The sequence below is a fragment of the Flavobacterium sp. genome (genome assembly GCF_044348915.1).
GTDB lineage: Bacteria > Bacteroidota > Bacteroidia > Flavobacteriales > Flavobacteriaceae > Flavobacterium.
In genome coordinates this window covers 1-20,553 of the sequence record NZ_JBIKRX010000006.1, presented here as the reverse complement: position 1 = coordinate 20,553, position 20,553 = coordinate 1, and the positions used below count along the sequence as shown (strand labels likewise).

21 protein-coding genes, 1 tRNA gene and 1 pseudogene are annotated in these 20,553 nt (G+C 35.2%); 6 read left to right on the top strand and 17 right to left on the bottom strand.

What is annotated here, in order from left to right; all coding sequences use genetic code 11:
• Position 1: 1 nt before the first annotated feature.
• From ACIQ1E_RS01985 to ACIQ1E_RS01955, 7 genes are all read right to left on the bottom strand, one after another.
• Entirely contained in the window at positions 2-784 is a 783-nt protein-coding gene (locus tag ACIQ1E_RS01985) for an MlaE family ABC transporter permease (protein ID WP_396168222.1), read from the bottom strand.
• 164 nt (positions 785-948) lie between these two features.
• On the bottom strand, positions 949-2,178 hold the full coding sequence (locus ACIQ1E_RS01980) for a phosphatidylserine/phosphatidylglycerophosphate/cardiolipin synthase family protein (protein WP_396168221.1): 1,230 nt from the start codon (positions 2,176-2,178) through the stop codon (positions 949-951).
• 86 nt (positions 2,179-2,264) lie between these two features.
• The gene (gene tpiA, locus ACIQ1E_RS01975; RefSeq protein WP_396168219.1) at positions 2,265-3,017 is read right to left on the bottom strand and encodes a triose-phosphate isomerase; all 753 of its coding nucleotides are present in this window, start codon (positions 3,015-3,017) and stop codon (positions 2,265-2,267) included.
• Between the two features lie 97 nt (positions 3,018-3,114).
• Positions 3,115-3,606 (bottom strand): TlpA family protein disulfide reductase, encoded by a 492-nt coding sequence (locus ACIQ1E_RS01970; RefSeq protein ID WP_396168218.1) that lies wholly within the window; start codon positions 3,604-3,606, stop codon positions 3,115-3,117.
• Between the two features lie 130 nt (positions 3,607-3,736).
• Entirely contained in the window at positions 3,737-4,009 is a 273-nt protein-coding gene (locus ACIQ1E_RS01965; RefSeq protein ID WP_396168217.1) for a hypothetical protein, read from the bottom strand.
• Positions 4,010-4,030: 21 nt separating this feature from the next.
• Entirely contained in the window at positions 4,031-5,131 is a 1,101-nt protein-coding gene (locus tag ACIQ1E_RS01960; RefSeq protein WP_396168216.1) for a BT_3928 family protein, read from the bottom strand.
• Positions 5,132-5,189: 58 nt separating this feature from the next.
• Entirely contained in the window at positions 5,190-5,726 is a 537-nt protein-coding gene (locus ACIQ1E_RS01955) for a DUF1599 domain-containing protein (protein ID WP_396168215.1), read from the bottom strand.
• Positions 5,727-5,803: 77 nt separating this feature from the next.
• Between ACIQ1E_RS01955 and folP the strand changes: the two genes are divergently transcribed.
• Both folP and ACIQ1E_RS01945 read left to right on the top strand, forming a co-directional pair.
• A complete protein-coding gene (gene folP, locus ACIQ1E_RS01950; RefSeq protein ID WP_396168213.1) occupies positions 5,804-6,631 on the top strand; it encodes a dihydropteroate synthase in 828 nt (275 codons plus the stop codon).
• Positions 6,631-7,239: a hypothetical protein gene (locus ACIQ1E_RS01945; protein ID WP_396168211.1), complete on the top strand. Its 609-nt coding sequence runs from the start codon at positions 6,631-6,633 to the stop codon at positions 7,237-7,239. Before folP ends, ACIQ1E_RS01945 begins: the two co-directional genes overlap by 1 nt.
• Before the next feature lie 97 nt (positions 7,240-7,336).
• Here ACIQ1E_RS01945 and rlmH read toward each other — a convergent pair whose 3' ends face one another.
• The 5 genes from rlmH to arsC all read right to left on the bottom strand — a co-directional run bounded on the left by rlmH (position 7,337) and on the right by arsC (position 12,255).
• Positions 7,337-7,810 carry a 23S rRNA (pseudouridine(1915)-N(3))-methyltransferase RlmH gene (gene rlmH, locus ACIQ1E_RS01940; protein WP_396168210.1) on the bottom strand — a complete coding sequence of 158 codons (474 nt, stop codon included), beginning with the start codon at positions 7,808-7,810 and terminating at the stop codon, positions 7,337-7,339.
• A 10-nt stretch (positions 7,811-7,820) separates the two neighbouring features.
• Complete coding sequence (locus tag ACIQ1E_RS01935) at positions 7,821-8,024, bottom strand: hypothetical protein (RefSeq protein ID WP_396168209.1); 204 nt, start codon at positions 8,022-8,024, stop codon at positions 7,821-7,823.
• A 43-nt stretch (positions 8,025-8,067) separates the two neighbouring features.
• Entirely contained in the window at positions 8,068-9,213 is a 1,146-nt protein-coding gene (locus ACIQ1E_RS01930; protein WP_396168207.1) for a saccharopine dehydrogenase family protein, read from the bottom strand.
• Positions 9,214-9,382: 169 nt separating this feature from the next.
• The gene (locus ACIQ1E_RS01925; protein WP_396168205.1) at positions 9,383-11,824 is read right to left on the bottom strand and encodes a TonB-dependent receptor domain-containing protein; all 2,442 of its coding nucleotides are present in this window, start codon (positions 11,822-11,824) and stop codon (positions 9,383-9,385) included.
• 89 nt (positions 11,825-11,913) lie between these two features.
• On the bottom strand, positions 11,914-12,255 hold the full coding sequence (arsC, locus tag ACIQ1E_RS01920; RefSeq protein WP_396168203.1) for an arsenate reductase (glutaredoxin): 342 nt from the start codon (positions 12,253-12,255) through the stop codon (positions 11,914-11,916).
• Positions 12,256-12,366: 111 nt separating this feature from the next.
• On the opposite strand from arsC, the gene ACIQ1E_RS01915 reads away from it, so the two are divergent.
• Together ACIQ1E_RS01915 and ACIQ1E_RS01910 are read left to right on the top strand one after the other, a co-directional pair.
• The gene (locus ACIQ1E_RS01915) at positions 12,367-13,320 is read left to right on the top strand and encodes a lysostaphin resistance A-like protein (protein WP_396168201.1); all 954 of its coding nucleotides are present in this window, start codon (positions 12,367-12,369) and stop codon (positions 13,318-13,320) included.
• Positions 13,301-14,353 (top strand): AMP-binding protein, encoded by a 1,053-nt coding sequence (locus tag ACIQ1E_RS01910; protein ID WP_396168200.1) that lies wholly within the window; start codon positions 13,301-13,303, stop codon positions 14,351-14,353. The genes ACIQ1E_RS01915 and ACIQ1E_RS01910 overlap by 20 nt, the downstream gene beginning before the upstream one ends.
• 53 nt (positions 14,354-14,406) lie before the next feature.
• On the opposite strand, the gene ACIQ1E_RS01905 is transcribed toward ACIQ1E_RS01910, so the two are convergent.
• Together ACIQ1E_RS01905 and ACIQ1E_RS01900 are read right to left on the bottom strand one after the other, a co-directional pair.
• Positions 14,407-14,829 carry a DoxX family protein gene (locus ACIQ1E_RS01905; protein ID WP_396168199.1) on the bottom strand — a complete coding sequence of 141 codons (423 nt, stop codon included), beginning with the start codon at positions 14,827-14,829 and terminating at the stop codon, positions 14,407-14,409.
• Between the two features lie 85 nt (positions 14,830-14,914).
• Positions 14,915-16,540: an acyl-CoA carboxylase subunit beta gene (locus tag ACIQ1E_RS01900; protein WP_396168197.1), complete on the bottom strand. Its 1,626-nt coding sequence runs from the start codon at positions 16,538-16,540 to the stop codon at positions 14,915-14,917.
• Positions 16,541-16,773: 233 nt separating this feature from the next.
• On the opposite strand from ACIQ1E_RS01900, the gene ACIQ1E_RS01895 reads away from it, so the two are divergent.
• A tRNA-Pro gene (locus ACIQ1E_RS01895) sits at positions 16,774-16,847 on the top strand.
• A 6-nt stretch (positions 16,848-16,853) separates the two neighbouring features.
• On the opposite strand, the gene lpxD is transcribed toward ACIQ1E_RS01895, so the two are convergent.
• Complete coding sequence (lpxD, locus tag ACIQ1E_RS01890; RefSeq protein ID WP_396168196.1) at positions 16,854-17,855, bottom strand: UDP-3-O-(3-hydroxymyristoyl)glucosamine N-acyltransferase; 1,002 nt, start codon at positions 17,853-17,855, stop codon at positions 16,854-16,856.
• A gap of 194 nt (positions 17,856-18,049) precedes the next feature.
• Between lpxD and ACIQ1E_RS01885 the strand changes: the two genes are divergently transcribed.
• Entirely contained in the window at positions 18,050-18,766 is a 717-nt protein-coding gene (locus tag ACIQ1E_RS01885; RefSeq protein ID WP_396168194.1) for a L,D-transpeptidase, read from the top strand.
• Positions 18,767-18,832: 66 nt separating this feature from the next.
• Here the strand turns inward: ACIQ1E_RS01885 and glgP are convergent, their stop codons facing one another.
• Positions 18,833-20,386: an alpha-glucan family phosphorylase gene (gene glgP / locus ACIQ1E_RS01880; RefSeq protein ID WP_396168307.1), complete on the bottom strand. Its 1,554-nt coding sequence runs from the start codon at positions 20,384-20,386 to the stop codon at positions 18,833-18,835.
• A 49-nt stretch (positions 20,387-20,435) separates the two neighbouring features.
• Positions 20,436-20,553: pseudogene (locus tag ACIQ1E_RS01875) on the bottom strand (IS1595 family transposase); the annotation flags it as partial.

The window sequence follows — 20,553 nt, the reverse complement described above, 5'->3', positions numbered from 1 at the left end:
ATTATAAATCATAAAAAATATCGGTTACAAAAACGGCAATAAAATCGATGATAAAAAGCAACATTGAGGTAAAAACCACAGCAGAATTCGCTGCAAGCCCAACACCAGCAGTGCCTTTTTTGCAATTATATCCTTTGAAACATCCTACTAAACCTATAGCAAAACCAAAAAAGAACGATTTAATCGTGGCTGGAATCAAATCGCCAAATTCTAAATTATTGAACACTTGATTGAAGTATAGCAAAAAAGAAACATTTCCTTTAATGTTTTCAACCAAATAAGAGCCGTAAATAGCAATACAATCTCCAAAAAACACCAAAATTGGCAGCATTAGTGTAGTGGCCAAAATTCGAGTTACCACCAAGTATTTAAAGGGATTTGTGCCCGAAACTTCCATGGCGTCAATTTGTTCCGTTACTCGCATCGAACCTAATTCGGCGCCAATTCCAGAACCAATGCGGCCGGCACAAATTAATGCGGTGATTATAGGGCCAATTTCTCGAATAATCGAAATGCCTACCATTGACGGCATCCAGGAAACGGCTCCGAATTCCTGTAAGGTGGGGCGTGATTGTAGAGTAAAAACCAACCCGATGATAAATCCTGTTACGGCAACCAATAGGAGCGAACGGTTTCCCATATTATAACATTGGCGGAGAAATTCTTTAAATTCGAAAGGACGTTTGAAAACTTCTGTAAAGAAACGACCAGCAAATTGAGAAAGTTCTCCAATTTCAAGAAGGAAACTCTTAAATGAATCGATTATTTTGAAAATAGTTTTCATCTTTTGGTTGCATTTTTATAAAAAAATGAACACTTCTCCTAATACAGCAAACGGACATAGTAAATTTACGAATAATCTGTTGATTTTGAGTTGTTTTGTATGTGTTATATTTGAACAATTTTAGTGCATTAAATGCCGTTTGCAAAAAGCAGACGTAGATGTTTCTAATACAATTTCCTAAATCTTTTATGTGGAAGGTAAGTTACCATTATTTCGATAGTTCTTGCTGTCCAATACGAAACCCAATTGTTAAATTTTGAAGTCAAACCAAAGGTTAATTTTAGAGTTTCGGGAGTAATTCTTTCACATTGCGCGATAATTTCATGGAGATGAACCAAATAATCGGTTGCAAATTCCGCCGAATCGATGGCTACATTCATTTCGATGCTGGCATACGAGCTCAAATTATTGAGGTTGAAAGAGCCAATGGTTGTCCAATTGCTGTCAATCACTGCTGATTTTCCGTGCAAAACTGATTTTTTCCATTCGTATAATTCAATATTGTAACGTAAAAGTTTTGAGTACAAATGACAACTGGCTCGTCTAGCCATTGGAACATCCGATATTCCGGAAAGTATCAACTTTATGGATACATTGTTTTGTGAGGCATTTTTCAGTGTGTTAATCAATTTTTTGCCCGGAAGAAAATAACTACTGACAATTACAATTTCTTTTTCGGCAGTATTGATTTTGTTGATGTAGGTTTTGAAAATTTCATTTTTTCTTTTTAGCCAGTCATTTTGAAGCACAGAAATACTATTTACTTGTCCGTTTTCATAATTTGAAATGATTTTTTTTCTTCGGATAATTCTATTCTTGAAATAGATATCTCTACACAATTTCTGTAACGATTCTGCTATATTTTCATCATTGATTTCTACCGCATAGTCGAGCCAAGGTGCTGTTTTCTCTGTTCCGTGGTATTTGTCGGCGATATTGATACCTCCAATTAATGCCGTTTTAGCATCGACAACGACTATTTTTTGGTGTAATCTTCTGCCAATGTACAAAGAATTCAAAGAGAAAAAAGGGGAGAAGATTCTAATGTCAATTCCTTCGTTTTTGAGTTCGTTTATGATCTCTGTTGGAAAGGACAAGGAGCCAAAACCATCAATGAGAATGTTGATTTTTACCTTTCGAGAAGCCGCTTTTTGTAAAGCCGCAATTATTTTTTTGCCTGTAGTATCATAATCAAAAATATAGGTTTGAATATGGATTTCAGTTTGCGCTTTGAAAATAAGGCTTTCCAAACGGGAAAAATAGTCTTCACCGCTATGTACCAGCGTGATTTTTTCAGAAGTAGAAAAAGAATTCTTATTGGTCAACATCGCTTTACTTGATAAACTTTTTTGAAATACCTGGAGTTTCTCAAATATACGTAATTCTAATGTCAATTAGAGGAATGTTAGCTATAATTCCACAAAAAAATCCCCGACTATTTTCATAATCGAGGATATTTACAAAAAATAAATTTTATTTTTTAGATAGCGTTTACAATTGCTAAGAAATCTTTAGCATTTAGTGCTGCCCCACCAATTAGACCTCCATCAACATCTGGTTTAGAGAAAATTTCTTTGGCATTGTCTGGTTTTACACTTCCACCATATAGAATTGAAACATCTTCGGCTATATCGCTTCCAAAAGCTTTGCGAACCGTTTCTCTGATGAATTCGTGCATTTCTTGTGCTTGTTCTGGACTAGCAGTTTCTCCAGTTCCAATAGCCCAAACAGGTTCATAAGCCAAAACAATTTTTTTCCAATCTTTAGCTTGAAGGTGAAACAAACCATCTTTCAATTGGTTTTCAACAATATTGAAATGAGTTTTCGATTGACGGTCTTTTAATTCTTCGCCAAAGCAAAAAATAACAGTCATATCGTGTTGTAAAGCCGTGTCTACTTTGCTAGCAATCAAGGCATCGGTTTCGTGAAAAATAGCTCTACGTTCTGAATGTCCAAGGATTACGGTATTTACACCAACGCTTTTTAGCATATCGGCAGCGATTTCGCCAGTGTAAGCGCCACTTTCTGCTTGATGCATATTTTGTGCAGACACTTGGATTGGAGTTGAATCCAAAAGGCTAGTTGCCAAAGCCAAATTGACAAAAGTTGGAGCTACAATTACTTGAGCTGTATTTTCAGTTGATACTTGAGTTTTTAATTCGTTTAATAATTCTACGGTTTGAGTTGCATTTTTATGCATTTTCCAGTTTCCTGCAACAATCTTCTTTCTCATTTTAATTGTGTTATTTATTTGATAATAATGTTTCTAATTTTTTTATTTTTTATCCAACGGTTGAAACCGTTGGCTATGGTTAATTATAACTATCGTTTTACAATTTACTTAATTCGTCATTTATTTTATCAAAATCAGTTTCAATAGCTCTGTAAATTACAATTTTCCCGGTTTTATCAAGGATAATATATCTCGGAATCCAATCTAAGTCAATTGCTTTTCCGAAAACACCTTTCATTTGATCGTTTGCCATATAATGATCTCCGACAATTCCGTGTTTTGCGATTCCTTCTTTCCATTTGTCGGCAGTTTTGTCCATTGAAATGAATACATAATCTACTTGCGGATTGTTGGCTTGTAACTCTTTGATTTTTGGCATTGCTTTTATGCAATCTCCACACCAAGACGCCCAAACTTCGATGACAAGTGGCTTGCCTTTATGGCTTTTTAGAATGTTTTTAAAAGCAACTTGTTTTCCATCATTGGCCAACAAAGTTTCTGATAACGCTTCTTTGGAAAAAGAATTTTTTTGCGCCTGCGAACAAGAAAAACTTGCTACTGCAATAAAGAAGAGAAGTATTTTTTTCATCTTAAAAATTTTTCCCAAAGTTACATTTTTAAAACAAAAAAGCGAAGACTAAAATGCATTATTTCAGGGATTTGTACTATTTCGATTTCGTACTCAAATGTTGTATATAAGGATAAAGGATGGCTGCTATTTACTTAGAATTCTCATCGGAGTTCTCGTCTAAATAGACTCTTTTGGTTCTTTTTCTTTTCTTTGGAAATAACAATTGCTTGGTAGTATAGCCTATATAAATTCCAGATATTGCCATTAAGGTGCATCCGAAAACAACGTGAAAAGTTAAGCCTAAAGGGACTTCATAAATCTTTGACACAACATTTAGAATATAGTACCCAATTCCAAATACAATGCAACTGATAAAAAACAATAGCAATTTCTTTTTCTTTCTTTCTCTTCTAGTGCTCATAAATAAATATGGAATTATAAGTTATAATTTTAAATCTTCAATGTCATTATAATGCACTTTTTGTGTCACGGTTCCATAATTTAGAACAACAAAACTTGGATTCGCTCTTTCGACAGTTTTTAATGCTGTAGCATCGCAAAATAAGCAATTAAAATTGAAATTGTATTGTTTTTTCACATTCGAAATCACATCTGTTGTCGAGCCAGTCAAAATGGCTACGTAATATCCTTTGGCGGTTGCTTTTTTATGCAATTCATTGATTTTTTGCAAGCCCGAAACATTTGCTTTTTCTAGATCGTAAGCCACAATCAAGAGCGATTTCTCTTTCGATAATACCGATTCGGTTTGATCTTCTCCGTCTAACGTTAATTTGAAATCGTGAATTGGAGGGACGTAACCTTGCACAATAATTTTATCTTTTCTATCAACAAATTCAGCTCCTGCTGGTAGATTCATCAAATCTTTTTCGGTAAACTCTTTGTCAACTCCATTCACTTTATAGATGAAAATCATTTCAATAACACTTTTAGGAGCGCTGTCGGGAATTTCCATTGATTTTCGGATGTTTGTTCCCACTTGATAAGGTCTGAAATCTTTCAAAGGCAAATGATTGATAACCCAATATCCCATAATAGCACTTAAAGCAATGCTTGTGAGTACCAAAAGATTTTGAATATTTTTCGAAAATAGGGGCTTAATGTATTTTTGATTGTAAAATAAAATTAGAATAAAAAACAACAGAATAAGATCTTTCGAAAAAGATTGCCAAGGAGTCAAATGCAGTGCATCGCCAAAGCATCCACAGTCTTTTACTACATCAAAATAAGCAGAGTAAAAAGTCAGAAATGAGAACAAAACTACCAAAAGCAACAGACTCCAAATTGTCCATTTTGTTTTGTAACCAATGAGCAACATTACGCCTAAAACTACTTCTAAAATAACCAAAAACAAGGCTATTGCCAATGTGAACTGCACAAAAAACGGCATATTAAAAACAGGCTCGCTAAAATATTCGTCTAATTTATACGAAAAACCTAACGGATCGTTGAGTTTTATTAATCCTGAAATAATGAATAAAATCCCGACAAAAAGTCTTGAGAATTGGGTGATGAATGATTTCATTGCTTTTTTTATTAAAAAATTTCTTTTGCAAAGTAGAGACTTTGAAAAAGATTTAAATTTATTTTTTCATTAATATCAACGCGAAAACAGCATAATTTATCATATCCTGGTAATTCGCATCAATCCCTTCTGAAACCAAAGTTTTTCCTTTATTGTCTTCGATTTGTTTCACGCGAAGTAATTTTTGAAGAATCAAATCGGTCAAAGAACTTACTCGCATTTCGCGCCAAGCTTCACCGTAATCGTGGTTTTTGGCTTCCATTAAATCTTTGGTCAATTTTACTTTTTCATCATATAATTGAGTAGCTTCTTCGACATTCAAATCGGGCTGATCAACCACGCCTAATTCCAATTGAATCAACGCCATAATAGAATAATTGATAATTCCGATGAATTCGCCAGTTTCGTCTTCGTCTATTTTTCGGACTTCGTTTTCTTGTAAACTTCTTATTCTTTGTGCTTTGATAAAGATCTGGTCGGTTAGCGAAGGTAATCTCAAAATACGCCAAGCGCTACCATAATCTTTCATTTTATTGTTAAATAGCGAGCGACAAATTGCAATTACGCTATCGTATTGATGTGAAGTAATGTTCATTTATTGGTGTATATTTGTCACAAAAATAAGGATAATTATTTTGTTTTAAGTAAGATGATTAACGAAATTTATTTACGATGACTATAAACTGCAAAGGACAACTTATCGATTTGACAACTCCCAAAGTTATGGGAATTTTGAATGTGACTCCTAACTCGTTTTATGATGGTGGGATGTATAAAAGCAACAGTGAAATGCTGACTAAAGTCGGAAAGATGCTCAATGAGGGAGCTACATTCATCGATGTTGGTGCCTATTCTAGTAAACCGAGTGCCGAATATGTTTCGGAAGAAGAGGAGCTGCAAAGGATCATTCCTATTATTAATCTTATTTTGGAATATTATCCTGAGGCCTTACTTTCTGTAGATACGTTTAGAAGCGAAGTCGCCAAAATTTGTATAGAGAATGGTGCGGCAATAATTAATGATATTTCTGCTGGAAATTTAGATGACAAAATGCTAGAAACGATTGCACAATACAATGTTCCTTATATAATGATGCATATGCGAGGCACTCCCGAAACGATGCAAAAGATGACGAGTTATGAGGATATTGTCAAAGAAATTCTTTTCTATTTTTCTGAAAAAGTGGCTAATGCGAGAAGTTTCGGAATCAACGATTTGATCATCGATCCGGGCTTTGGTTTTGCCAAAACTTTGGATCAAAATTATGAAGTTTTACAAAAAATGGAACTGTTCGAAATCTTGGAATTGCCTTTGTTGGCTGGATTTTCGAGAAAATCAATGATTTATAAAACCTTAAATTCTACTGCCGATGAGGCTTTGAATGGAACCACAGTTTTGAATTCGATTGCCTTGACGAAAGGTGCTAAAATTCTACGTGTGCACGATGTAAAAGAAGCGGTGGAATGTGTGAGTTTGTATAATAAAATTAACAATCAATAATGAAATATTTTTCGCTTGTTGTTCTTTTAATCTTGTTTTCTTGTGGTGAAAAGAAAGATGTTTTGTTGCCAAAATCAAACACAACAGTAGTTTCGGATGTGAAAGACCATTCACCGATTTACATTTTCTTTAATACCCAAGGCAAAGACACTTTGGCGGAAGTCAATCGGAACAATGCGATTAGTTCCACCAACGAGATTTTTAATATAGACAAGCGATTGCCCTTGCGATTAGTAATTCCTGAAGTGATAAAATTGCAAGAAAAAAAGCGAAATTCAGCTCACAAAAACGAAGCTGCCGAAAATTATTATTCGTATGCGGATAGTATAGGGAAGAATATGGCGTTTCTGCCTTTTACGAAAGTGAATTATAAAATGGGGAAGCCGTTGTCTAGTTTTATCGTGTTTTTTTCTAAAAAAAATCAAATTTTTGTAGATGGAACCCCAGGTAATCGAGAAGAATTAAAACATTTTTTAAATAGTTTTAAAGATAAGACCAATATTATTAGATTCGGGTTTGATGAAAATATGAGTTATGGAAGTTATATTCAGAATGAAATTTTCATTCAAAGTATAAAAATTCAAAATAAAGAAGAATTTATCTACTAATTATGAAAATGGAATTCTCTTATGAGATTCCTACGGAATGACAAAATGGGTACTGACAAATCTCTGATTACTAAAAACTGCCTACTGTCCACTTTTTTTACTGGTGATGATACGGTTCATTCTTTAAAATCGTAAAACCACGATACAATTGTTCAATAAAAAACAAACGCACCATTTGGTGGGAAAATGTCATTAGCGAAAGAGAGATTTTCCCTTGTGCTTTGGCATAAACCGTTTCCGAAAATCCATAAGGGCCGCCAATAACAAATACCAAAGTTTTTACTCCTGAATTCATTTTCTTCTGCAATTCTTCTGAAAATTTTACACTAGAAAAAGTTTTTCCGTTTTCGTCCAATAAAATCAATTGGTCTGTAGGGCTGATTTTGGCTAAAATCAATTCGCCTTCTTTTTCTTTTTGCTGGCTTTCCGACAAGTTTTTTACATTCTTGATGTCCGGAATTATCTCTAAATCGAACTTAATGTAAAACGACAATCGTTTTTGATACTCGTCAATCAAGGACTGTAAATTTTTATTATCGGTTTTGCCAATGGCGATAAGCTTGATGTTCATTGAAATACAATTAGCTATCCAAAAATGAGTCGGATTTGTTTTTCTTAAATAATTTAATAACCAATAAAACAGCGGCTACGGCCTCAAAGGTCATCCCGATGATAAGAAAGAAAGTTGTCCAATCTTTTCGCTCGTTCGTAATTTTGAATAAAGCACCAATAACTGTAAGCACTGCTCCGATTAGGAATAGAACAAGGATTTGTGAGTTTTTCATTAGGTGTAAATTAGGTTTCAAAGATATTGAAAAGAATTATAACTTATGATTTTTGTACGGTCGTCGTTTTTACATAGTGAACATTTCGCGCTGCTAAATAGTTCAAAATGTAGTCAAAACAAGGTTCGTGTTTGCCAATTAATTCTGGAGGAAAAATTCCTTTTTCCGTAAATAATCCTTCTAAAAATAGGTTCGCAACAGCCGTTGCAGTATATCCTGTGGTTCTCGCCATCGACGAAGTTTGCGTTTCAGGACAGTATTCATCGTATAAGTTATAAACCACTTCTTCGATTTCTCCATTTTTATTTTCGCCTTTCATTGAGACGCGCATTACTGTGAGTTCTTGTTCAGTTTCGCCTAATTTCCATTCGTTGAAAAGGATTTTGCTAGTGAAATCAAGCGGCGAAATTTCGGTTCCGTTTATTGTTATTTTCTTTTCGCTAAAGAACCCACTGTCTTTTAAGACTTTCACATATTCGACGTGACCAGGGTATCGCAATGTTTTTTCCTTCATATTCTTGATATGAGGCATCGTAAACAATATCGAACGTAATCCGTCAGAGTTGAAGGATTCTAAGGTTCCCACTTGGTCAAATTCAATTAATTCACAGTCGGTTAGAGCGTCTCGAATGATGATATTTCCGTTTTCGACATACCGAGCCGGACGTGTATATTCTTCGATTACATCACTAGGAGAAAAAGGGGCTTTGTAATTGAACGGCCATTTTTTGACCTTTGGCAAACCACCAACCAAGGTTTCGAAGTCAGTCAACTTCAATTTTTCATTATAATAGCCCAAAATGATATTGTGCATTCCGGGAGCTACGCCACAATCAACTATGGCTGTGACTCCATTTGATTTTGCCAAGGCGTCTAATTCGAGCGCATTCTCTGGAAAAAAAGAGATGTCCACGACATTTTTACCTGCTTCAATAATGGTTTTAATGGTTTGGAAACCCAAAAATCCAGGAACGGCACAAACTACAAAATCGAAAGTTGAAAGTGCAGATTTGAGCTTTTCTCTGTCGCTTACATCAAGGTGAACAATGGAAATACTCGGATGTTTTCCTTTGATATATTCTAATCGTTCAATGTTTTTATCTGCGATGGTTAGCTTGTGTTTTTTTGATAAATCGGCAGCCATTGTGCTGCCAACCATTCCTGCTCCTAAAACTAGTATGTTTGTCATAACTATAATTTGGTAGATTTTTGATTTAATTTAAAGCTAAGATAGTACTTCGGATGAATATTTTATGCATTCAAAAAGGAGATTATAAAAAAAGACCTATGAAGTATAATTTTCATAGGTCTTTCTTAAATTGCTAAGATGTAAATGCAATAACTATTGTTTTTGCTTCTTATCCTGGCATATCACCACCACCTTCTTCCATTTCGCGTCGTGGTTGTTTTTCTCTTTCGTTTTTCGATTTGTTCAATCGATAGGTAAACGAAAGGGTAAATTGCCGCACATTTCTCTGTCTTTCAGAATAAGCATCGATAACGCCCGGGATTAGAACTTCCATTTTCATTTTTCTGGTATTAAAAACATCGCTAACATTGAATGCGACCGTTGCTTTATCCTTTAAAACATCTTTACTAAATCCTAAATTCATTGCGAAAATGCCTATAAATTTACCCTGTGCCGTTTTCTGATCTCCAAAGTAATTCATATTCGTTTGCCAATCGATTTTAGCAGGCAAAGTCACTTTTGAATTTAATCTAGCTGTCCAAGAAGTTGTTTTTTGATCGAAATTTTGTGTGATTTCAACATTATTAAAATCGGTGTAGGTGTAGTCTCCATTGGTTTCTATGTTGAAAAAATTGAAATTACTATTCAATTTCCACCATTTATAGGGTGAGTAATTGAGGTTGAACTCAAATCCAAGTCGGTTTTCGGTGGCTACATTGATGGGAGTTGAGATAATGACTGGCACTCCGTTGACTTCTGTTCCCGAGTTTATTCGAACAAAAAGGAAAGCATCGGTAGTTCGGTTATTGTACAGCGAGGTGCTTAGCAAAAATTTCCCCCATTTTTTTAAGAATCCAAAATCGATAGCGTTGGTCATTGCGGGATCTAAATCAGGATTCCCTTGAAAGATGTTGATGTTACTCGAATAATTGCTAAAGGGATTGATAAATCTTCCTCTTGGTCGTGAGATTCGTCGGCTATAACTCAACGACAAACTACTTTCTTCTGAAATTTCATAGGTGACAAAAGCCGATGGAAAGAAGTTATTGTATCTTTTTTTGTTAAAATCACTAGTGGTAAATTGATTCACATCCACATTCGTGTCTTCCCAACGAAGGCCAAAGAGGTAAGAAAATTTGTTTACTTTTAGTCCATATTGGGTGTAGAAAGCATTTACGTTTTCGATATATTCTAATTTGTTGGTAAAGTCAGTATTAATAGAACCATTATTAAAAACAGTGACATCGGTTAAGTTATTGACGAAACTACCGCGGTATCCTGCTTCGAACTGGCTCCCTTTACTAAAAGGTAGCACATAATCCAATTGATACAATTGACGCGTATTTTTTTGTTTGTTTTCCGTAAAATCGTTCCCGTTTTGACTGTCCACGATATCGGCCAGTTCTTTTTCGTTGTTATTAGAAATTTGAACATCAACATCTAATTTGTGGCCGTCTTTTTTGAACTTTTTTTGAAGATTGGATTTGAATTCGAAATCTTCTTCTCTATTTTCTCCATTGCTAACTCGAGTTCTATTGTCGTTATTAGAGGGGTCGGCATATTGATTGTCGTAATATACGTCCTCTAAATTTGTTTCGTTACTGTTTCTGTAATTGATAGAATTGGTCCAAGTAGTCGAGTTGTTTAAAAACAATTCAATGCCGAGGTTTCCGTTGTAGCTTTTGCTTTTATTCTCTCCATCTCTTGTTTCTTTGATTAAACTAGGAGAGTTTGGTTTTGGGTTCAGATATGTAGTTTCGTTTAGCGCATTCCCCAAGGCTAATCTATCAGCATATCCTTGATTGGTGAATAAATTGTATTTTTCTTTTTTGTAATTTAAAGTTCCGCCTAGGCTATTGTTTTTTGGGGTACCTAATGCGCCAATAAAAGTCCCATTGAATCCTTGATTTTTTCCTTTTTTTAGAATGATATTCAAAATTCCAGCGCCACCTTCAGCATCATATCGCGCTGATGGATTGGTAATTACTTCGACTTTATCGATAGCATCCGCAGAAATTAATCGCAAGGCTTCGTTAATATTGACGGCGTTTGAAGGTTTTCCGTCTATAAAAATAGTTACGCTCTCGTTGCCTCTTAAGCTTATGGCTCCTTCAGCATCGACGGATACAGATGGAATATTATTCAGCACGTCACTTACCGTTCCTCCTTTGACCATTAAATCATTTCCAACACTATATACTTTTTTATCCAATTTTATTTCGACCGTGGTTTTTTCGGCTCGAACTTGCACCTCATTGAGTTGGGTTGCATCCTCTTCGAGTGCAATTTGACCTAAATTAGTCTTTTCAAGAAGTTTACGGTCTTTGATTACTATGGGTTTAAACGATATAAATTCTATTTTAATATCATAAGTACCAGGAATAACATCAACACTAAATTCTCCTTTTGGATTTGTAATTCCTCCACCGATAGATTTGGTTGAAGTTTCATTAGTAATTTTAATTGTAGCGTATTCGAGTGGCTGTTTGCTCACTTTTTCGATTACTTTTCCAGTGATTTTTATTTTTGGGACTGGAGGTTTTTGTTGTGCAAAATGATTTATCGTAGTAAATATCAATAGTAAAGCGCAAATAGATTTAAGGTTTCTCATCAAAAGGTGTCTTTTTTTTACAGTTAGAATGCAAAAGTAGTTTTTGGTTTAAGGAACAAATCACAAAGGTTTGTTAATCTTTAATACTACTATAAAATGGAGTTAGTTTTTTCTAGAGGTCTAGCAATTACAGCTTTATTTCCATTAATTACAATTGGTCTTTCTATTAAAATTGGATTCTCAATCATTGCTTGAATGATTGCTTCGTCCGACATTGTGGTGTTTTTAAAGTTTTCAATCCAAATTTTCTCTTTTTGGCGTACTAATTCAATTGGGTTTATCTCTAATTTTTCGATGATTGACTTAAGTTCGTCAAAACTAGGAACATCTTCCAAGTATTTAATCACTTCATATTCTTTTCCAGAATCTTCAAGAAAAGCGAGACATTCTCGGGATTTTGTGCAACGGGAATTGTGATAAATTTGAATCATAAACAATGTTTTTAATTTTTCGGCAAAGTAAAGCATAAAAACAGAAAATTAAGTTAATTTCGGTATTCCAATAGAAAAGTTAAGGTGATTTTAATTCAATCCATTTAAAATATGTTTATCGAACAAGCTTATAAGGGAATAAATTCGTGGTGGCGAGTTGTAATAACTACTGTCTGCACGGCAGGAATTTTTATAGGTAATTTTATTGCTTATTTTATGATGTCTAAAGAAGAGATCGATGCGATATACAAGTCGATGGGAGAAATCCCCAATAACGTCTCGCTTTTTATCAATTTGATGCCCTTTGTTTTTTTGTTGGGTTTGTTGCTTTTGTTTGTCCGAAATTTGCATCATAGGGATATTCTTTCGCTTACAACATCAAGGACTAAAATAGATTATTCTCGGTTTTTCTTTTCCTTTGCATTGGTTGTGCTGTCTACCATTGGGGTTTTTGTTGTTTCGTATTTTGTCGATAATTCGAATATTGTTTGGAATTTTAATCCTTTAAAATTTTTCGTGTTATTTATTATCAGTTTGTTGCTTTTTCCTTTTCAAATTGGTCTCGAAGAATATTTATTCAGAGGGTATTTAATGCAACAAATTGGCATAATGGCACGAAATAGATGGTTTCCATTGATTGTAACATCGGTTGTATTTGGATTGTTTCATAGCGCGAATCCTGAGGTGGCTAAAATGGGTTTTGGAGTGATGTTTTTTTATATAGGAACGGGTTTTTTATTGGGTATCATGACTTTGATGGATGAAAGTTTGGAGTTGGCTTTGGGATTTCATTTTGGTAATAATTTGATGGCAGCTCTATTGATAACTTCAGATTATTCAGCGATTCACACTGATGCCCTTTTCAGATATTCAGGAGTCGAGAATCCAGCTGATATATTAAATGAAATGATAGTTTCAATTGTAATTGTGTATCCGATAATCTTATTTATATTTGCAAAGAGATACAATTGGACGGATTGGAAAGCAAAACTTTTTGGTAAAATCCAGCCTCTCATTTTACAAACTACAAATACAACACAACACAATGCATCAGATAACCTATAAAAATATTCACAACCGTTTTAAATTGAATGGGATTCACATTTCTAGAGAAGAAATGTTCTATGTAGCCTATTGTTTTATTAAAGAAGGAAAGCCTTTCGAGCAGCATATTGGCACTTTCTTGTTGGATTGGTTTGATGAAAAATCCTATATCGAATTGAGTACATCTGGGACTACAGGTACACCAAAAATTATTCGAATTGAAAAACAAGCCATGCTTGATTCTGCATTGGCAACAGGGGATTTCTTTGGTTTAGAGCCTGGAGATACCATGCTACATTGTTTGCCAACCAATTTCGTTGCGGGAAAAATGATGTGGGTTCGTTCTTTTATTCTGGGACTAGACATGAAATTTGTGGAGCCGAATTCTAATCCATTAGATAAAATTGATGAAGATTTCGATTTTTGCGCAATGGTACCTCTTCAGGCAAAAAACTCATTGAAAAAGTTAAAGCAAAAAAGGATTAAGAAATTGATCATTGGAGGGGTAAGAATTCATAAACCTTTGGAAGACGCGTTGGTGAAATTGCCGATAGAGGTTTATGAGACCTACGGTATGACGGAAACTATTACGCACATCGCTGCAAAGAAAGTAGGTGCAGTTGCATTTACAACCTTACCTAGTGTAACTGTTTCTGTGGATGATCGGAATTGTTTAGTCGTAAAAGCCAAAAAAATAAATAAAAACGCCATAGTTACGAATGATGTTGTAAAGTTGATTTCGGATACTCAATTCATTTGGGAAGGTAGATATGACAATATTATAAATAGCGGTGGGATAAAATTAATGCCAGAGCATATTGAAGAAAAGCTTTCTACACTAATTCCTCGACGTTATTTTGTCTTTGGTAAAGCCGATGCGGACTTAGGTGAAAGAGCCGTGCTTTATGTTGAGGGAGCGCCAATGGTTATCGAAGATGCTGTATTCAATGTTTTGAATAAATTCGAGATCCCCAAAGAAATTGTTTTTATTCCTAAGTTTCAAGAAACTGCGACGGGGAAAATTAGGCGAAAGGATAGCATTTCGTCTTTGTAAAATTTATAAAAATAGAAGGAAAGAGAGGGCAGCAGCCCTCTCTTTTTTGTGAATTATTCTTGCATTTTGAAATAGTAATCGGCAGAATGTTTTCCGCTACCGTAAACTATAAATGCAATACAGAATCCAAGAGTTATAAGAGAAAACAATAAATTTTGGGTGTGCATTTGTCCCATAAAATTGATGATAATAGCACCAATTAATATAGGCAATTGTACAATTATTGCCCATCTTGTAAGTAAACCAAAGAAAATCAAAATACCTCCCAAAATGTGGGCTGAAGCCACATAATGCAATAAAATCATTCCGCCACCAATACGTTCAATCGGTGACAATAAATCCGCTAAGTATTGGGTATTTGTAATAAAAGAGATTCCTTTTAAAAACAAAATAACGCCAAGTGCCATCCGAACTAAATCTACTGAGAAATAAGTGTGCGCATTGGCCCATTTATTCAAATGTTTTACATTGTTCATAGTAATTAAGTTTAAAATGTTGCACTAAGTTACTGATTTTAAACTAAGAAAGCAATAAAACACATTTAAATTATAAGGAGTGTTTTTAAACTTGAATCACACCCAAATTGAATTTCTTTTCGATAGGAGAGTGGTTGGCTGCTTCGATACCCATCGATATCCAAGTTCTAGTTTCTAAAGGATCAATGATTGCATCGGTCCAAAGTCTAGATGCGGCATAATAAGGGGAGGTTTGTGCATCATAGCGTGCTTTTATTTTGTCGAATAATTCTTTTTCCAAAGCTTCGTCGACAATTTCTCCTTTTGCTTTTAGCGAAGACGCTTCTATTTGCGCTAATACTTTTGCGGCTTGAGTTCCTCCCATAACCGCGAGTTCGGCACTTGGCCAGGCTATTATCAATCTTGGGTCATACGCTTTTCCGCACATGGCGTAATTCCCCGCACCATAGGAATTCCCTATTATTACAGTAAATTTTGGCACCACCGAATTAGAAACTGCATTTACCATTTTGGCACCATCTTTTATAATTCCGCCATGTTCCGATTTGGCACCTACCATAAATCCGGTGACGTCTTGCAAGAAAACCAATGGTATTTTCTTTTGGTTGCAATTGGCAATAAATCGAGTGGCTTTGTCTGCAGAATCAGAATAAATGACACCTCCAAACTGCATTTCACCCGTTTCCCTTTTCAGAACTTTCCGCTGATTGGCAACAATTCCAACCGCCCAGCCATCTATTCTCGCATAACCGGTGATGATAGTTTGTCCGTAACCGTCCTTATAGGCTTCAAACGCGGAGTTGTCGACCAATCGACTGATGATATCCATCATATCGTATTGTTCATTTCGAGCTTTTGGCAAAATTCCGTAGATTTCTTTTTCGTTCAGTGCTGGTTTTTCGGCCTTCAAACGGCTAAAACCTGCCTTATCGAAATCGCCAATTTTGTCAACAATATTTTTTATTTTATCTAAAGCGTCTTTATCGTCTTTGGCTTTGTAATCTGTAACACCAGAAATCTCGCAATGTGTTGTTGCTCCACCAAGGGTTTCATTGTCGATATTTTCACCTATAGCAGCTTTAACTAAATAACTTCCGGCCAAGAAAATACTGCCTGTTTTGTCAACAATCAAAGCTTCGTCACTCATTATAGGAAGGTAAGCACCGCCAGCAACACAACTTCCCATAACTGCCGAAATTTGGGTAATTCCCATACTGCTCATCAATGCATTGTTTCTGAATATGCGTCCAAAGTGTTCTTTGTCTGGGAAAATTTCGTCTTGCAAAGGCAGAAATACACCAGCAGAATCGACTAAGTAGATTATTGGAATTCTATTTTCCATCGCGATTTCTTGCGCTCTTAAATTTTTCTTCGCTGTAATTGGAAACCAAGCACCTGCTTTAACAGTGGCATCATTGGCAACAACAATACATTGTTTTCCTTTTATGTGTCCCATTTTCACGACAACACCACCAGAAGGACAACCACCATATTCTTTGTACATTCCTTCTCCAACAAAAGCACCAATTTCTATCGATTTTCCTTTGTCGAGTAAATAATCAACCCGTTCTCGAGCCGTCATTTTTCCTTCGGAATGTAATTTTTCGATTCGTTTTTCGCCTCCTCCAAGTTTGATTTTGGCAAATTTAAGTTTGAGTTCTGACAGAAGGAGTTTATTGTGATCTTCGTTTTTGTTGAAGTTTAAATCCATTTTTAGGTTGGGTTTAGAAAATACTGGGCTAAAATACAAAAAAAACTATTAGCCCCCTAACCCCTAAAGAGGGAATAACCGCATAGTCTAACGGCAAAAAAAAAAATGAAAATCTGTGATCCGAGCATAGCGAACAGACGAAGTAAATCTTTGCATAATTTTTCAAAAATCTGAAATCAAAAATCTGATATAAATTTTGATAACCCATTATAAAAAAATAAATTTGCAGCACTCGGGATGTAGCGCAGCCAGGTAGCGTACTAGCATGGGGTGCTAGGGGTCGCTGGTTCGAATCCAGTCATCCCGACTTTTTTTATTTTGATTTTCCTTCGTTTACTAATCTTTTCAAAATAGCCCATTGTTTCAAGGCATCACGAGCTTCAACTGCAGGATAACCCAACATCGTTTTTCCAGCTGGAATATCGCCCGTAACTCCCGATCCAGCTCCAACAATGGCTCCATCGCCAATGGTCGTATGGTCTTTTATCGAGGCGCTTCCGCCAATGATTACTCCGTTACCTAAGGTTACCGAGCCTGCTAATCCAGAATTCCCTGCCATGATGCAGAATTTTCCTAATTTACTATTGTGACCTATTTGCACTAAATTGTCAATTTTACACCCGTCGCCTAAAACTGTAGAACTAAATTTCCCTCTATCAACGCAAGAATTAGCACCAATTTCGACATTGTTTCCAATGATTACATTACCAATTTGTGGAATTTTGACTAAACCTCTTTGCGGGTCGGGACGAAATCCAAAACCGTCTGCGCCGATAGTAGCATTGGGATGGATAATACAATCACTTCCAATATGGCAACGTTCGCGAATCACTGCTCCTGGCCAAATTATCGTGTTGTTTCCAATAGTACATTCGTCAAGGATAGTTACATTGGGATAAATGGTAACATTTTCTCCAATTTGTACTTTTGGACCTATATAACTTCCCGCACCAATTCGGCTTCCTGTCCCTAGAATAGCCGTTTCATCAATTATAGATTTTGGATGAATATCAATGTTAAATAATGGAGTAGGAGGAGCAAATAACGCTAAGATTTGAGACATAGCTAAATCGGCATTTTTTACCTTAATAAAAACTTTGTTTTCACCGGGTTCTATCGAAATATCTTCGTTGACAACAGCGGCACACGCATTCGATGATTCCCAAAATTTTTCGTATTTTTTGTGGCCAATAAAAGAAATTTCCGATGCAGTAGCTTGATCTAACTGCTCTGGAGCAGTTATTCTTAGAGTTGTATCTCCAACAATGATACCCTTTAAAACTTCATTAATTTCGTGGATGGAATAAGATGTCATTGGTGTAGATTTGGGATATATTTCTCAAATAAAATGAATTTACGAATGAAATCCTAATAAATAGAAAGTAACGACGTGTTATTTGACTTTTCGTTGACTAACTAGTAAATTAACCATCTATTTATCTTACTTTTATTTTTTATTTTGAAATTTTAAATGGGTTTCTTTATAAAAGATTTTAAAACCGTACTTATATGAAACATTCAGCACAATTAATGCTCTTTTTTATAATCGTTTTTGCGCCTTTCAAAGTGCAATCGCAAACCAAGATTTCTGCCATTGAAGAGGCATTATTCATTGCAAGAAAAAACCAAATTCAACTGGAGAACGTTAGTCAATTGCTTGTGGTTTACAATTACAAACCCGAAAGTTTTAATGCAGTATTTGTGGCATTGGAAAAAAAGGGTATAAATTGGGAAGTAAAACAAGAACCTATTGCAGCCGGAATTGGTAAAAATGGTTTTGCATTACCCAATCAAAAAGTCGAAGGCGATGGAAAATCGCCAACAGGAATTTTTAAGTTGGGAAAATTATTTTCTTATGAAAAACAACTGAATACATTGCTTGAAAATCAGCAAACCACCCAAGATGACAAATGGATTGACGATGTAAATTCTCCCGATTACAATAAGCACATAGTTGGTGCTACCGAAGCAAAATCGTATGAAAATCTGTTATTGAATACTGATGTTTATAAATACTGCCAAGTGATAGAATACAATACAAATCCCGTTATTAAAGGAAAAGGAAGTGCTATCTTTTTTCATTTGTCCTTGAAACCATCCTCTTTCACTTCGGGTTGTGTGGCTATAGAGGAAGAATATATGAAATTGATGGTAGGCTGGCTCGATCCCAAACAAAACCCAACTATTATTATGGGAAATTTAGATGTTCTGAAAGCAGGTTTGTAGTAAAAAAAAAGACCTGACAGCTAATTTAATCTGTCAGGTCTGAATTATATCAGCTTAAACTACTGTTTATTTATACAATTTCTTGTAATATTCATCAACCATTCTTCCTGATTCAAAAAACGGAGAAACTTGACTCATACTAGTTTCTACCATATCCCACCATTTTTTTGGAGTATTGTAATACAATGGAAGTACTTCGTTTTCAAGCATTTCGTATAGATTTTCTAAATCTAAATCGTCTTGTACGTGAGTAGGTAAATTGTGATCAATAATTGGTAAAACAAAAGAATTTTGAGTTTTATTCAAATCTTTGAATTCACGAACCCAACCGTCATTAGTCGAAAAATTGATGGCACCATTCATAGCTGCAGTCATTCCAGAAGTTCCCGATGCTTCACGGGTAACTCTCGGGTTATTCAACCAAACATCTGCCCCTTTTTTTAATTGGCGTGATAATTTTAATTCGTGTCCTGCAAGAACAGCCATATTTTTGATGTTTTTGCTAATGTGAGTCAGGTTGTCAAAGTTGTGAATCGCACCATAATCTGCAGGATAAGGCTTTCCAGCAAAAATAATTTGAACTGGTCTGTCTATATTTTCTAATAATTGAATGAAACGATTGTAATCTCTTGTAATTAAATGTGGGCGTTTGTAATCGGCAAATCGTCGTGCCCAAACAATGGTTATAATATTAGGGTCGAATAGCTTTCCGGTTTGATCCGCAACAATCTCAAAAAGTTTAGTTTTTAATCTCGTTTTTCTTTTGATCAACGCTTCTCTATCTTTGTTTTTAAAGGCTTCTTCCAGCCAGGCATCTACCCAATAATTTTTGTTTTGAGCATTTGTAATGTGAATAATCGGGCAAATTCCCGGATAGTCTTTCCACATGTCACGAGAAACTTCGCCGTGTAATTTTGAAACGCCATTTGCAATACGACTCAATCGTAGTCCAACTAGCGTGTGATTAAAAGTGTCATCCTGAATTCCGGTTATCTCTCTCACTGTTTCAAGGGGAATTCCATCAAAGAAGCTTAAAGAGTTCAATAAATGAATGTTGTGTTTTTCGTTACCGGCTTCTTTGGGTGTATGCGTGGTGAAAACCATTTTTTCACGGATAGCGTCGACGCTCTTAAATTTATTGTATAAGTGGAAAACACAAGAAACAGCGTGTGCTTCATTCAAGTGATAAACATCTGGTTCATAATCTAAAGCGTCTAATAATTTTGAGCCACCAAGTCCTAAAACCATAGTTTGCGCAATTTTTGCAATCGGATCAGAATCGTACAAACGGAAAGTAGTTGATTTTGCTAAATAATCATTTTCAGGCAAATCAGTCGAAAGAAAAAACATAGGAACAGTGCCAAAAGTCTTTGGATTCAAGTAATAAGCAGTTACCCAAACATCGGCATTGTTGATCTTGATGGTGAATTTTATATTGGTTTCTTCCAAGAAATGGTATATCTTTTCTTGAAATTGAACTCCCATTGAAAGGTCTTCTTTTTTAAATTGGTCGTAATATCCTTTTTTCCATAAAATCCCAATTCCCATCACGTTTTGTTTTAGGTCGTGTGCGCTTCTCATATGAGAACCGGCCAAAAAACCTAAGCCTCCCGAATATATTTTTAGAGTAGGTATAGGCGCTTAGAGCACCCTTGTTATCTATTGATATTTATTCAAATTTCACCATCTTTTTCATTAACACATCGAAGATTGTCCCCATATTTGACCTTCTATTGTATCTAAAATGGTATTCATTCAGGTAATCCTGCATATGTTCTTTGCTGCAA